14 protein-coding genes are annotated in these 14,478 nt (G+C 45.9%); 6 read left to right on the top strand and 8 right to left on the bottom strand.

Features of this window, described 5'->3' with window-relative positions; translation table 11 throughout:
• Window positions 1-284 precede the first annotated feature (284 nt).
• Window positions 285-869, top strand: a complete 585-nt coding sequence (locus QUB20_RS20555; RefSeq protein ID WP_333248961.1) for a Uma2 family endonuclease — start codon at window positions 285-287, stop codon at window positions 867-869.
• A 21-nt stretch (window positions 870-890) separates the two neighbouring features.
• On the opposite strand, the gene QUB20_RS20550 is transcribed toward QUB20_RS20555, so the two are convergent.
• Window positions 891-1,502: a lipase family protein gene (locus tag QUB20_RS20550; RefSeq protein ID WP_333248958.1), complete on the bottom strand. Its 612-nt coding sequence runs from the start codon at window positions 1,500-1,502 to the stop codon at window positions 891-893.
• A gap of 155 nt (window positions 1,503-1,657) precedes the next feature.
• Here QUB20_RS20550 and QUB20_RS20545 point away from each other — a divergent pair, with 155 nt between their 5' ends.
• Both QUB20_RS20545 and QUB20_RS20540 read left to right on the top strand, forming a co-directional pair.
• Window positions 1,658-2,632: a cysteine synthase A gene (locus QUB20_RS20545; protein ID WP_333248956.1), complete on the top strand. Its 975-nt coding sequence runs from the start codon at window positions 1,658-1,660 to the stop codon at window positions 2,630-2,632.
• A gap of 262 nt (window positions 2,633-2,894) precedes the next feature.
• Entirely contained in the window at window positions 2,895-3,194 is a 300-nt protein-coding gene (locus QUB20_RS20540) for a (2Fe-2S) ferredoxin domain-containing protein (protein WP_333208076.1), read from the top strand.
• A 14-nt stretch (window positions 3,195-3,208) separates the two neighbouring features.
• Here QUB20_RS20540 and QUB20_RS20535 read toward each other — a convergent pair whose 3' ends face one another.
• From QUB20_RS20535 to QUB20_RS20505, 7 genes are all read right to left on the bottom strand, one after another.
• A complete protein-coding gene (locus tag QUB20_RS20535) occupies window positions 3,209-4,438 on the bottom strand; it encodes a hypothetical protein (protein WP_333248953.1) in 1,230 nt (409 codons plus the stop codon).
• Between the two features lie 165 nt (window positions 4,439-4,603).
• Window positions 4,604-4,891 carry an HNH endonuclease gene (locus QUB20_RS20530; protein ID WP_190661290.1) on the bottom strand — a complete coding sequence of 96 codons (288 nt, stop codon included), beginning with the start codon at window positions 4,889-4,891 and terminating at the stop codon, window positions 4,604-4,606.
• 291 nt (window positions 4,892-5,182) lie between these two features.
• Window positions 5,183-5,806, bottom strand: coding sequence for a heme-copper oxidase subunit III (locus QUB20_RS20525; RefSeq protein WP_333248949.1), 624 nt, complete (start codon window positions 5,804-5,806; stop codon window positions 5,183-5,185).
• Window positions 5,807-5,942: 136 nt separating this feature from the next.
• A complete protein-coding gene (ctaD, locus tag QUB20_RS20520) occupies window positions 5,943-7,748 on the bottom strand; it encodes a cytochrome c oxidase subunit I (protein ID WP_333085784.1) in 1,806 nt (601 codons plus the stop codon).
• A 78-nt stretch (window positions 7,749-7,826) separates the two neighbouring features.
• Window positions 7,827-8,828, bottom strand: coding sequence for a cytochrome c oxidase subunit II (locus QUB20_RS20515; RefSeq protein ID WP_333248946.1), 1,002 nt, complete (start codon window positions 8,826-8,828; stop codon window positions 7,827-7,829).
• Window positions 8,829-9,049: 221 nt separating this feature from the next.
• Window positions 9,050-9,808, bottom strand: a complete 759-nt coding sequence (locus tag QUB20_RS20510) for a class I SAM-dependent methyltransferase (protein ID WP_333248944.1) — start codon at window positions 9,806-9,808, stop codon at window positions 9,050-9,052.
• 104 nt (window positions 9,809-9,912) lie between these two features.
• On the bottom strand, window positions 9,913-10,947 hold the full coding sequence (locus QUB20_RS20505) for an LD-carboxypeptidase (RefSeq protein WP_333248941.1): 1,035 nt from the start codon (window positions 10,945-10,947) through the stop codon (window positions 9,913-9,915).
• Between the two features lie 73 nt (window positions 10,948-11,020).
• Between QUB20_RS20505 and QUB20_RS20500 the strand changes: the two genes are divergently transcribed.
• The 3 genes from QUB20_RS20500 to QUB20_RS20490 all read left to right on the top strand — a co-directional run bounded on the left by QUB20_RS20500 (window position 11,021) and on the right by QUB20_RS20490 (window position 14,258).
• Window positions 11,021-12,454 carry a carotenoid oxygenase family protein gene (locus QUB20_RS20500; protein ID WP_333248939.1) on the top strand — a complete coding sequence of 478 codons (1,434 nt, stop codon included), beginning with the start codon at window positions 11,021-11,023 and terminating at the stop codon, window positions 12,452-12,454.
• A gap of 713 nt (window positions 12,455-13,167) precedes the next feature.
• Complete coding sequence (locus QUB20_RS20495; protein WP_333248932.1) at window positions 13,168-13,989, top strand: SDR family NAD(P)-dependent oxidoreductase; 822 nt, start codon at window positions 13,168-13,170, stop codon at window positions 13,987-13,989.
• A gap of 8 nt (window positions 13,990-13,997) precedes the next feature.
• On the top strand, window positions 13,998-14,258 hold the full coding sequence (locus QUB20_RS20490; RefSeq protein ID WP_333248925.1) for a hypothetical protein: 261 nt from the start codon (window positions 13,998-14,000) through the stop codon (window positions 14,256-14,258).
• Window positions 14,259-14,478: the final 220 nt, after the last annotated feature.

Here is a 14,478-nt window from a genome sequence, read left to right as displayed (position 1 = left end):
CAGAACCTAATTATGTAGGGTGCCCACGGAGCACCTTACCTCTATAATAATTCCCGCGTCATATCAAATCCGTTGACATCGGAATTATTATCTCTCTCTTCTCTTTCTCTGTGTCCTCTGTGCCCTCTGCGGTTTAATCATTCCGATACAACCGGAATTGAGTCCACAACAGCTTACATTTAGGACTTGAGTCCTTAACCGGATTTTTGAGGACTCAAGTCCTAACTACAAACAAAGAACTTGTGCAATCTTGTCTGAACAATTTAAAGTGGAGGAAAGGCAAAATGCTGTCATCAACAATTGTGTTGCGAATACCGCCCAAATTGCAAATGACAGACGACGAGTTTTTCGAGTTCTGTCAAATCAATAGTGAGTTACGAATTGAACGCAACAAATCGGGAGAATTGCTAATTATGCCCCCTACTGGTTCGGAGACGGGAAACCGAGAAGGTAATATATTTGGGCCGCTGTGGGTTTGGGCAGAACAAAATGGTACTGGTTTAGCGTTTACTTCGAGTACAGGATTTACTCTGTCAACAGGTGCACAAAAGTCGCCGGATGCTGCTTGGATAAAATTGGAGAGATGGAATGCTTTGTCACTAGAACAAAAGCAAAAGTTTGCCCCGATTTGCCCGAATTTTGTAGTAGAACTCAGGTCGGCTTCTGACAATCTCAAGCCATTGCAAGAAAAAATGCAAGAATATATGAGAGAACCAGGAGTGCAGTTAGGCTGGTTAATTGACCGCAAAAATCGCAGAGTTTATATTTACCATCCCGGTTTGCCCGAAGAATGTTTGGAGAATCCGGCTACAGTTAGCGGCGACCCGGTTTTGCCGGGATTTGTACTCAATATGAGTAAAATTTGGTAAGGCGAAATCGCAGGTATAAAATCACAGAAAATGACCAGTTTTTAAGAAGCTGGAGCATTGTTTCGCAACGATGGGTGCTACCAAGAGTCCGGTATGGGAAACAGGCAAAATAATATGTTTGGCAACACCCGTACAGCGAGTTTCTTCGACTGCAATTAGACTATCGTTAGGACGAGGCAAGCGCAACAACCAACCAGTACCGATATCCAAGTTACCAGCAACGATTCCCACATCTCTATTGGGTGGCGGTAATATTCTATCGAACAATCCTGTCATGAGGCTGCGTCCTAAGATAAATCTTCCCCAAGATTTGCGACTCAATCTGCAAGCAAAGCTACTACCCTGATGGGGAGTACCTAATGTAACAATTCTTCCCGGACGTTGCTGCGGAAAGTTGTCAAACAATAGGTAAATTAATAGCCCACCTAAACTATGACCGACAAAGTGGATAGTATCAGCTTTTTCTGATGTTAATATTTTTTGGAGAGACGTAACATTTTGCTTTAATGAATTTCCCCAAGCAGCATAGGAAAATTGTTTAATTCGATAGCCGTATTTTTGCAAGCGCCAGCGCAACAATAACATTTCTGCACCGCGAAGTCCAACACCGTTAACTAAAATGACAGTTTCCATGACACCTTACTAATTTGTATAGCATCTCAACTTTGAGTTGAGCTAGCTGCCTCTGAGATATCTTGAGATTCTACCTTCTTTCTTGCCTAATTAGACGTATAATGTTTGTCTGTTCGCGATAGTCTATAAATATAGCAGGCAAAAATCAAAAAAATATGGATATTAAAAACGGCTTTGTAGGCACAATAGGCAACACACCACTAATTCGCTTAAACAGCTTCAGCGATGAAACTGGCTGCGAAATTCTCGGCAAAGCAGAGTTTCTCAATCCCGGCGGTTCCGTTAAAGATAGGGCTGCTTTATACATCATCAAAGATGCAGAAGAAAAAGGCTTGCTGAAACCGGGCGGCACCGTTGTTGAAGGCACTGCGGGCAATACTGGCATCGGTTTGGCCCACATTTGCAACGCTAAAGGTTACAAATGTATGATTGTGATTCCCGATAACCAATCTCAAGAAAAAATCGATGCTTTGAAAACCTTGGGCGCTGAAGTTCGGACTGTTCCCGCTGTTCCTTACAAAGACCCGAATAATTATGTCAAATTGTCGGGAAGATTGGCGGCAGAAATGGAGAATGCAGTCTGGGCAAATCAGTTTGACAATTTAGCCAACCGCCGAGCTCATTACGAGACAACTGGCCCGGAAATTTGGGAACAAACTGATGGGAAAATTGATGCTTGGGTAGCCGCAACGGGTACAGGCGGCACTTTTGCTGGGGTAGGAATGTTTTTGAAAGAAAAAAATCCTGCTGTGAGAATTGTCTTGGCAGACCCGATGGGCAGCGGGCTTTACAGTTATTTCAAAACTGGGGAAATTAAGACTGAAGGTAGTTCGATTACTGAGGGAATTGGCACCAGTCGCGTCACTGGAAATATGGAGAATGCCCCGGTAGACGACGCCATCCAAATTCACGATACTGAAGCTGTCCGGGTGATTTACCAACTGCTGAGGAAAGAAGGGCTGTTTATGGGCGGTTCTGTGGGGATTAATGTGGGGGCGGCGGTGGCTTTGGCGAAGCAAATGGGGCCTGGACATACGATTGTGACGGTACTCTGTGATGGCGGGGCTCGGTATCAGTCGCGTTTGTTCGATCGACAATGGTTGGCTTCCAAAGGTTTGTCACCAGATTAATTATAGGGTGCGTTGAAGTCTTAAGCTGTCCCGCATCTAAATTGTATTTTTCGGGCGGGCGGGACGCTAGGGCCCCTACTCCCCACGATAATTTGAGGAATTCAAAGCGATTGAATGCAATTCAAGTTTAATGAGTTGTGGGATGGGCTTCTAGCCCGTCCAAAGTTTTTAACGACTTTCCTACAATTTGGGCATATATGGCCACACATATTCCCATGATAAAAAAATAGCATATATTGAGCAGATTGTCAAGTGAAAAAACATGAAAATTATCCAATCTTCTAGGCAAGTTCTCGTTTGCCAAAACCGCACTTGTCGCAAGCAAAATTCAGCAAAGGTACTGGCAGCTTTTCAGAAATTGTCGCCCTCAGAAGTTGAAGTTGTTGCTAGCGGTTGTTTGGGACAGTGTGGCAACGGGCCGATGGTGTTGGTACTACCAGAAGAGGTTTGGTACAATGGGGTTTGCCCTGAAGAAGTTGCGGCAATAACTGAGCAACATTTGCGGGGAGGAAAGCCGGTAGAGAGGATGCTTTATCGCAAGTTTCACCGACTTTCACATTAGTCGATCGCCCGCCTTTAAAATTCTTCCGCAAACAATCGGCGGAGAATTTCCGTGACTTCGGCGCAAAATCTGGCGTCGAGTTCGATCGCTAGGCGATCGATACTGGAACCGCCTACAGGTTTTTCAGCCCGCAAAGTCATGGCTAAAGTTCTGAGTTTTGCCGGCTTTCCCGCCGCCTTCGGCCGTTCGTCAACAAACCGCACTAAAGCCACATAAACTGTTTCTAGGGTTCCCCTGATCGAGCTCAGTCCGTAACCCAATTTTGAGATAATTACTGGAGAAGTGATCAGGGTATCCATCCCCAAAGTTTTAATTGCTACGTCCACATAGCGAGCGCTGTCATGTCCCATTGCTCTGACAATGCTTTCTAAGCTGTTCCACTGAGATGCTTTCATGCGCGATCGCTGTTCGATGTGGAAGTGCCATCCTAACATGGAAATTAGCCTGGTCAAGTCATAAGCAGATACTGAATTTTTTTGTTTGGTGCTGTTTAATGCGGCACTTAGCAGCACTTGTTTTTGGCTGAGATCAAATATTCTTGGGTTGTTGTGATAAGGATTTTCGCCGTAATCGCCGCGAAAAATTAGGTCATTATTGCCAGTAGCGCTCTTCAGCCATTGCTCTAGTCCTATGCGAGTATCGAAGCGTTTGAACATCGCGGCTAAGGAGTTTGAACTTCCTATATGTGAGGCATAGCTAATCATGTCTTTTGCTACATCGTAAAAGTAAAAATCGTGTCTTAGCCCGTTGCCATCTCTAACAACGCAGTTGTCAATGTCGCAGGCGGGATATTTACTATTTATTTGACTGACGATATTAAGGAGTGCGATAATTTTAGTGGCACTCCACTGCTCAGCATTGGTAAGTGCGTTTTTTCCCAGCCACTGCGCCTGAATTTTGCCGTCTACAAAAGTACCAATGCAAACGCAGGCTTCTTTGATGTCTGCGTGGAGGAAACTTAAAGCTTGAGAGTTAATTTGAGGTAGTTCTCCCAGGCTGGGAAATGGGGTAAGTTTGAGGGGATTATTGGGGCCGGGAAGAGAGCTAATTACTTTTAAGGCGTCGGGTTTCTGTTTGAGATAATCGGGATAGTTTTTAATGTGTTGTTGGTAAGGAGATTTTTCAATGCCCCGGTCTAAAAAAGCTAGTTTGTTTATGTTAGCTTTGGCATCTATTTCCATTTGGAGGTAGTTTTTGTAGATGCGCGCTCGGTCTTTTGCGAGTTCGAGGGAGGTGAGGTTCATGATAATAGTTGGCAGCTTGTTACGAATAAGTAAATCACGATACTAGGATTTACGCAAACAAACCGGGTTTCTATGTAAAATTTTGGGTTGGGGAACGAAAAATTTATGAATAAATCGGGTTTCAGACAGTAACTGCGTCCAGGACTATATATCTGAGCTCGCTCCCTACGATCGAGCTTTTTTGCCGCGTACTTGAATGCGTTTGTCGGTTTTTTGTTTCTTAATCCAAGAGACAAATTTCTGGAGTTCAGGGTCATTTTTGAGCTTTTCCAGGGTATTGAGTTCTTGGGCGAGGTGTTTGTTGTCAAATAGAGAGTGAATCTGGCGGTGACAGGCTGAGCAAATGTCGATTGTCGGGCTTGGATCTTCGTTTTTCCGCTTGGTGTTTTGTTTGGGGATGAGGTGATGGGCGGTTAATGCTTCCATTTGTCGATCGCACAATTCGCACTGCATAATTTTCTCAATGCTGCTGGATAGGAGAATTGCTACTTTTAGTTTAGCGCGATCGGCTTTGAGGAGGTGAATGATATCATGTGCGATCGATTAACCATAATATCCCGGTCGGGGCGGGTTTTTGAGATTGTCAATTATTGGCAGGTATTGTTGGCGAACCCTCCCCTACGAAAATCGCGGTCGCTCGACCGGACTTGATATGAAAGTCGATCGCACTTTCCAAACAATAAAAAAACCCCCACTTGGGGGTCATACAAATCTCTTGTGGCAGAGGCCCAAAAGCCTCTGGGATCACAAAATATACAGTAACAGAAACAAAACAATCCAAATCACATCCACAAAGTGCCAGTAAATCTCAGTCGCTTCGATTCCAAAGTGGTGCTCGCTAGAATAGTGACCTTGCATGCGCGATCGCCACACTACCCCCGCCATCAGCAGCACTCCAAACGTAACGTGCAAGCCGTGAAAAGCAGTCAAAACGTAAAAGCAACTGGCATACAAATTCGTCGTCAAGCCAAACTCTAAATGAGTGTATTCGTAAACCTGACCTGCCAAGAAAACTGCGCCCATAGCAATAGTTACGAGCAACCAATTCCGCATTCCAGTGGCATCATTCTTTTTGATTGCAGTATCAGCATTGTGAATCACAAAACTGCTAGCAATCAAAATCACCGTATTAATTCCCGGCAGCAATAACTCGCGATCGGGCGTACCTTCAGGGGGCCACGCGGGGGCCATCGCCCGATAAATCAAATACGCGGCAAACATACCGAAAAATATCATGCCTTCAGCGCACAGGAAGACAATTACACCTAACATTCGGTGGTCGGGATGCTCGACGCCGTGTGCTTCTACTTCGCCCTCGTGGTGGTAATTTAGGGCTGTTTTTGTCGGATCGATCGCTGGAATTTGCATAAGAAATTGGTAATGAAGAAGTCAGTTGTCAGTTGTCAGTTGTCAGTTGTCAGTTGGCATTAGTCATCAGTCATTAGTTAACAGTCAACCGCCAACCGTCAACAATTCCCAATGACTAATGCCTGATGACTAATAACTATTCGCCATCTTGACTTTCATCAGCAGGAGAATCAACATCTCTCTCTGATTCAGGAGCTACCAAAGTTGCAGTACCGCCAAAGAAAGTTGAAGCTTGAGCTTCCGCAATAGGAATACCTGTTTTCTGGGCGTTGCGGGTGGCATTTTCCCTCAGCTTGAGCCTGAGACGTTCCCCTGTATTCTGAATTTTTTCCATGCCGTAATCGTAAGGCCCAGTTGCCAATACCGGCACTCCTTCAAAATTTTCGATCGGGGGTGGCGAAGTCGTCATCCATTCCAAACTCAAAGCTTGCCAAGGATTGTCACCTGCTTTCGGGCCGTACCTCCAGCTCCAAATCACATTAATGATAAACGGGATTGTAGACACTGCCAGCATATAAGCACCGACAGTACAAATGACATTAATTGTCGTAAATTTCGGGTCGTACATTGCCACCCGCCGGGGCATTCCTTGCATCCCCAAAGCGTGCATTGGTAGGAAAGTTACAGTAAAGCCCACATAGGTTAAAACAAAGTGAACTCTACCCCAAAATTCATTAATCATCCGCCCCGTCATTTTGGGGAACCAGTGGTAAAAAGCAGCGTAAATTCCAAACACTGAGCCGCCAAACAGCACGTAGTGTAGGTGAGCGACGACAAAATAAGTGTCGTGAACGTGAATGTCGAAAGGTACGGAAGCTACCATGATCCCGGTGATGCCGCCGAGCACAAATGTTGAGATAAAACCCATCCCAAATAGCATCGCGCTGACAAGCCGGAGTTTGCCTCCCCAAATAGTCGCCAACCAGCTAAATATTTTAATCCCAGTTGGTACGGCGATGATCATAGTCGTGATCATAAAAAACATCCGCAGCCAGCCGGGAGTGCCACTGGTAAACATATGGTGCGCCCACACGATCAACCCTAAAAAGCTGATAGCGAGACTCGAATATGCGATCGCCAAATAACCAAAAATTGGCTTGCGCGAATGCACCGGCAAAACTTCTGAAATCACCCCGAAAAAGGGCATAATCATAATGTAAACTGCCGGGTGCGAATAAAACCAGAATAAATGCTGGTAGACGATGGGATCGCCGTTGCCTGTCGGGTTAAAAAATGCCGTCCCTGCTAACAAGTCAAACGACAGCAAAATCAAAGCTGCGGCTAAGACTGGAGTAGCAATCAAAGTCAGCGCTGAAGTCGCAATCATCGCCCAGCAAAACAAGGGCATATCATTGAGACCCATGCTGGGAACGCGCATGGTAAAGATAGTAATGGCAAAATTTACCGCCCCCAAAATCGAAGAAGTTCCCAGAATCAAAACGCTGAGAATCCAAATTTCTTCTCCGGCTTGAGCAGTAACTAAGCTCAAAGGCGGATAGGATGTCCAACCAGCCTGCGGAGCTCCTACCAAAAAACTGCTCAACAGCAACACGCCACCTACGGGAATCATCCAAAAGGCAACGGCATTCAGCCGGGGAAATGCCATGTCTTTGGCCCCAATCATTAAGGGGATCAAAAAGTTAGCAAATCCGGCTCCGGCGGGTACGATCCACAGGAAGATCATCACCGTCGCGTGAACAGTAAATAAACTGTTGTAGAGTTCGGGGGTGACAAAATCGGAGTCGGGGGTGGCGAGTTCTGTTCGCACCAAAGTTGCCATCACGCCGCCGATTAGATAGAAAATAAATGTTGTGACCAGGTATTGAATACCGATGACTTTGTGGTCGGTATTAAAAGTGAAGTAGTCGCGCCAATGTCTATCGGCGGGCGCTGTTCCGCGAGCCTCAGTGTTTGCACTTTCTTGGAACTGTGCTTGTGTCATAGTTATTAGTCATTAGTTATTAGTCATTAGTTATTAGCTCAGAATCAAAGATTCAGTGCCAGGAACTAATGACTATTTTTAGTGATGAGTTGGGTGAAGTTGTTCTAGGGTTTCGGAATTAATTTTTATTTCCCTGACGTAGGGAGCCAAAAATTCACCGTCTGACAATTCCCCTGGATTGACTGCAACTGCTTGCTCTAAGTTTTGACTGCTAGCAACTTGCTGTTCTTGCAGCCAAGTATCGAATTCTTCTGGCGTGTGAACGACTGCTACAGCTTTCATCGCTCCGTGATAAGCGCCGCACAATTCAGCACAAACAACCCGGTATTCGCCGGTTTTAGTTGGTGTAAATCTCAGTTCGCTCGGCCGCCCAGGAATTGCATCTTGTTTGAGGCGAAATTCTGGCAGCCAAAATGCGTGCAGTACGTCTTGAGCTGCGATATTTAGCTGTACGTCGCGGTTGGCTGGCATATGCAGTTCGCCGGAACTAACGCCGCTTTCTGGATAGCTAAATATCCAGGCGTACTGCAAACCCATGACATTTACAACTAAGTCTGCTGGTTTGTCTTCATTTTCGGGGGAAGCGCCTACGCCTAAAGCAACGAGTTTTTGAGACGGAATTTGAGGGGCGTTTTGGGGTGTATCTGAGAGTGTGGCTGCGATCGCACTTCCCCGCATTTTAGAGTGCGCTTGCATCGTGCCGTGGTCGTGATTGCCCATCGGATCGAGCCCTCCCATTGAGTTGTAAATCTCAAAACTGTAGACTCCGATTCCTAAAATAATCACCGCAGGCACGGCTGTCCAAAGAATTTCTAAGGGAAAGTTGTCATGCCAAGGCGGCCCGTCTGTGTTGTCTCCTTGACGGCGGCGATATTTAATTGCAGCAAAGATGAGAATTCCCTGGACCATGATAAATAGTCCAGTGGAAATGGTCATCATTGTATTGAATAGTCCGTCTATCTGGGATGCTTCGTCAGAGGCGGCGATCGGCATCAAACCGTGATTCTGCCCGTACCAGAGACTGATCAGAGTCACTCCGATGCCGGCGAGCATGGTGAGGATGGAACTTGGAATGTTCACGCTGGTACTTCTTAATAGCGACACTTCTTCGCTTGAAAAATGAAGGAAGCGCCTCTGGGTTATCAATTTTTAATTGTAAATGGTATTTTTAGTAAAATGTCTCTCTTAAGGGTTACTTAAGGCTTAGAATTTTTGACCGATCGCCCGATCGCCTCAAAAATACGTCTTTTGTACCTTGACAAAACTCAGTAAAAATGGTATATAATCCCTCTATTTGGCTGCTAAATTTGAGATTTTTTCTCAAACACCATCAAATGCTGCTGGGGTAACATATCTTTTGTCTCTTTCCATACTAAACCGACGGCGGCCATTTCTTTTTTCACCTGCTTCTGCGTCATTTTGTGCAAACCTTTAATGGGAATCAGCGGGTTTTCGCCCCGATACTCGATCGATACCGTGCGGCCTCCCGGTTTGAGTGCTTTCACAATTCCTTGCATCATTTCTCTGGGATAGGCAAATTCGTGATAAGCATCGACCATCAAAACTAAATCTACGCTGTTTTCCGGCAAATTCGGATTGTCGATACTACCCAAAACTGGCTCAACGTTAGCAATATTTTGTTCTTGTTTATTCAATTCCAGAAAATTAATCATTTCCGGCTGCACGTCAACTGCTAAAACCTTTCCTTCTGGAACTAAGGGAGCGATGCGAAAGCTAAAATATCCCGTTCCGGCTCCAATGTCTGCTACAATATCCGTTGGTTTTAAATCGAGATTGTTGACTAATCGAGCTGATTTTTCTTCCATGCCGCGAGACGGTCTTTCCAGCCAACTAGCGCCTTGATATCCCATGACTTGGGCAATTTCTCGACCCATGTAAAATTTACCAATGCCGTCGGGATTGTGGACGGTTCGCTGCTGATAAATTGGGTCGCCACTTGCGGTTTTACTTGCGGCTGCACAGGCGTTGAGCGGCAACAGGCAAATTATAGTTAAGATTATTACTGTTAAGAGTTTAATAAATTGTGGGGTTTTTTTCACGATATTTCTGATTTTGTGTTTAAATTTATTTCTCGTTCCCCGGCTCTGCCTGGGAACGCAGATCCAGAGGCTCTGCCTCGGTAATATCCAGAAGAGTTCAAGACTTAATTGACAGCAGATTCTAATAATCTGATTGTACCAGAATTTGCGTCAATTTCGACTTGTTTGCCGATCGGCAAAGTGAACTGCTCCCGAATGTGTCCCACCATAGAACCATACCACGCAGGAATATTCAAAGGGCGAATGTGGTCGGACAAGACTTGAGGTAAGGTTAGGGACTCTTGGGGTTTTTCAGCTTCGCACTTGGTACACTGTCCGAAAATAAAACCTGATATTTTATCGAGAATGCCCGCTAATTTAAGCTGCGTCAACATTCGATCGATGCGATAAACCTCTTCGCCAACTTCCTCAACAAACAAAATACTGTTTTCCCATGTCGGTAAATATGCAGAACCCACCATTGCTGCGATTACTGATAAATTGCCACCGATTAGTTTTCCCCTAGCTGTGCCGCGCCCGATTGTTTGAACTTGCACGCTTGGGGAGTTTTGCATGGTTATAGAGCCGCCATCAAACAAAACTTTTTTGACGTAATTTACTGTAAAGGGACTCCAAGTTGACACACCTAAAGGGCCGTGAAAAGTAACTATATTAGTTTTAGCATAAATTGCCAATAACAGCGCCGTAATATCGCTGAATCCCATAATAATTTTGGGATTGTTGCGGATAATTTTGTAATCTAGGAGTGGCAAGATCCGACCGCAGCCCCAGCCGCCCATCCCGGTAAAAATAGCTCGCACTGAGTCATCGGCAAAGGCTGCGTTGACATCGGCGGCGCGATCGGCATCCTTGCCTGCTAAATAGCCGTAGCGGTCATAAAAATGCTCTCCCAATTTAACTGTTAAACCCAGGTTATCCAGAACTTTAAAAAATGGCTGCACTTCTTTTTCGTAGTTGAAAGCAGCCGGATTGATTAAAGCTACAGTATCGCCGACTTGCAGGCGGCGCGGCTCGATCGCAGTTTTGGGAGATAGGTTTGTTTGGGCGATCCTCTTCGAGGGATTCGCTAACGGCAAAAGCTGAGTACCAATAGCAGTCAGCCCAAAAGTTCTGATCAGAGCACGGCGACGGAGAGTCATAGCTGTTAGGTAATTTCTGCTATAATTGTATAGCAAAATTTCTGCAAAATTAGTTTAAAATTGCCCGTTTAAAATGAAAACCAGCACTAAAATTTCAGCTAAAAAATCTTGGGCAAAAGCTTTAGCCCTTCCGGCTGCGGAGTTTCCGCTGACTCAGCTATCTGTTAAAAGCGGTAAAATTCCCGACGGATTGCGCGGCACTCTCTACCGCAACGGGCCCGCACGTTTGGAACGCGGCGGCATGAATGCGGGACACTGGTTTGACGGCGATGGTGCAATTTTGGCAGTACATTTTACCGATGTCGGTGCTGCTGCTGTTTATCGCTACGTGAAGACAGCGGGATATCAAGCTGAGGAAAAAGCTAATAAATTTCTCTACCCTAATTACGGCATGACAGCACCGGGGCCTGTGTGGCTGCGCTGGAGCAAACCTGTTAAAAATGTTGCCAATACTTCTGTTTTAGCTTTGCCCGATCGACTTTTAGCTTTGTGGGAAGCCGGCCCGCCTCACAGCCTCGATTTGCAAACTTTAGAAACTATTGGCATCGATAATTTAGGAAATTCAGCAGGAGAATTCCCCTATTCTGCTCACGGCAAATGCGATCCCATGACGGGCAATATTTACAACTTTGGAGTTACCATTGGTGCTACTACAAAGTTGAATCTCTATAAAAGCGATGCTACAGGCAAAATTCTGCAAAAAGCAACTGTGGCTTTAGATGGAATTTCCATGATCCACGATTTTGTTTTAGCTGGGAAGTATTTAATATTTTTTGTACCGCCGATGCGACTAAAAGTTTTACCAGTGTTAGCTGGAATTAGCAGTTACAGCGAGTCTTTTGAATGGAAACCGGAGTTAGGAACCCAGATATTAGTTATTGACTCAGAAACTCTATCTTTAGTTAGTCGCGGCGAAACCGAACCTTGGTTCCAGTGGCATTTCGCTAATGGTTTTGTCAAGGAAGATGGTTCGGTGGCTGTAGATTTTGTGCGCTTCGCTGACTTTCAAACTAATCAGCGGCTGAAAGAAGTAGCGGCGGGTGAAACTCGCACTGATGCGGAGGGTTCTTTGTGGCGGGTGCATCTCAATCCTCAAACTGGCAAAGTGACAGCAGCCGAAGAATTGCTGGATCAACCTTGCGAATTTCCAATGATACCTGCTTCAGAAATAGGGCAAGACGCACGATATATTTATCTGGCAATGTATCGGCCTGACGTTGATATTGTACCGGAACGTTTCGGTGCGATCGCCCGTTTCGACACGCAAAGCCGCAATCTCACAATTGCCGACTGTGGCGAAAATCGCTATCCCGCAGAGCCCATCTACGTTCCAGATATTTCCTCGGAGAAAGGTTGGATAGTAACAGTTATTTATGACGGCAATTCTGATAGCAGCGAAGTCTGGATATTTGACAGCGACGGACTTTCCCGCGAACCTGTTTGCACGCTAGAATTGCCCGGTGTCATACCTTTGGGCTTTCACGGCACTTGGAAATCCGCCGTCTGAGAAAATTGTAAAGAAGTGTTGCGGAAGATTTATTAAAAATTGTTGCCGCTTCTCTGTCAAGTTGTTAAGGTGTGTGTAGATAGGAAATTCTCATATCTAGGAGGTGTGGAATTGATAATCTGCATTGCTCAATTATCCTGTGCCAATTCGCACGAATCCCCGGCGATTGTAAGTCGCCGCTGCACAGGATTTCGTCTGCCTCTGCGGACTAAAAAAAGAGGGTAATAAAGCCCTGGCGGATAACCAATCCCCGGCGTATATTCCCGGCGAATAAATTCGCGACTACACAGGCAAAGTCCGCCTCTGCGGACTGAAGAAAACCAATCCCTGGCGAATAAATTCGCGGCTACACAGGCAAAGTCCGCCTCCGCGAACAGAAGAAAAAGCGGTAATAAAGCCCGCTTGTCCATGATTTCCGACTAGGTTTGCCCATCTCAAATTTGTCTGCTTGCATGAGGTTACATGACCAGATATTTGACTGATTCCTGGCAAACCAAAAGTTTAGTTCAGCTCACGCGCACGTTAGCGATTCAACAGTTTTGGGTTTTGAGTTAACCCCACGAATAAATTAGGCTTATCGGAACAAGATAGCCTTTTCAACAATTATGAATTATGAGTTGTTACCGCCAAAACATTCAACTCATAACTAATAATTCACAACTCACAACTCATAACTCCGTGCCGCGATGAGCATCTACCAAAAGGTTTAATCTATGCAACTTCAAGGAAAAACAGCTCTTGTTACAGGAGCTTCGCGCGGAATTGGGCGATCGATCGCCCTGGAATTAGCGAGACAAGGAGTCAAACGCTTGTTGATTGTGGCGCGCAACCGCAAGCAATTAATTGAACTGGCAGAGGAAATCGATGTTTTGGGCACAGAAGTAGTGCCGTTAGCTTTGGATTTAACTCAGTCAGTAGCGGTGAATATTGCGATCGCCCAAGCTTGGCGAGATTGCGGCCCGATTCACCTGCTAGTCAACTGTGCAGGCGTCGCCCACCAAGCATCTTTCTTGCGTTCGCCACTCCCGTTAATCGAGGAAGAAATCGCCTTAAATTTGCTCGGAACCTACACAATTACCCGCTTGATAGCTCGGCGAATGGCGACTCAACAAGAGGGAACAATCGTCAATGTTTCGAGCTTAATGGGCAAAATTGCTGCTCCCACAATGGCGACTTATTCTGCTACCAAATTTGCCATTTTGGGATTCACCCAAGCTTTGCGTAGCGAGTTAACTCAGTACAATGTTCGAGTCACAGCTTTGCTGCCATCCCTAACAGATACCGACATGGTGCGAGACTTAGAGCAATTCCGGTGGGTAGTGCCCACAACTCCCGAAAAAGTTGCCCTAGCACTGGTGGCGGGATTGCACAAAGATGCGCCGGAAATCTTGGTAGGATATCAAAGTCATCTAGCAGTTTGGTGTCACCGAATTGCGCCTTGGTTGCTGGATTTTGTGTTGCGGATGGCGACTCCAGAACTTCGGGATAAATCGCGGGGCCGCAAATTGCGCGAGGCTTTAGCTAGCGGGCGATAAACCCTTTTATGGGCGGGCTCTTCGGCCCAACCCCTACTCCCCACAAGAAAACTCATTCTTTGTGGAACGGGCATCTTGCCCGTTCCGGGCTCTTCGGCCATTGGTGTCAACTTAAGCTGTCAGCCCGCCCAGCCGATAGTCCGCCCGCCCACCCGGTAGTCCGCCAGGGATTGAAATCCCTGTCTCATAGCGAAAGTCCTCTCAAAGAGGACTGGGAAGAAGAATTTTTGACGTTGTTGATTCACGCCGCCCACCCAATAGTCCGCTAATCCGCCAGGGATTTAAATCCCTGTCTCATAGTGAAAGTCCTCTGAAAGAGGACTGAGAAGAAGAATTTTTGACGTTGCTGATTCACGCCGCCCACCCGTTAGTCCGCCAATCCGCCAGGGGTTGAAACCCCTGTCTCATAGCGAAAGTCCTCCTAAGAAACTCAATCTAACTGTGGAGTTTTAGCAACTAGCTCAAACCCAAAAGACTCAGCAGTTTTCT

It is taken from the genome of Microcoleus sp. B4-C2 (assembly GCF_036705265.1).
GTDB lineage: Bacteria > Cyanobacteriota > Cyanobacteriia > Cyanobacteriales > Microcoleaceae > Microcoleus.
Note: the sequence above shows the minus strand (reverse complement) of the source record. Positions and strands in the feature narration are given on the sequence as shown.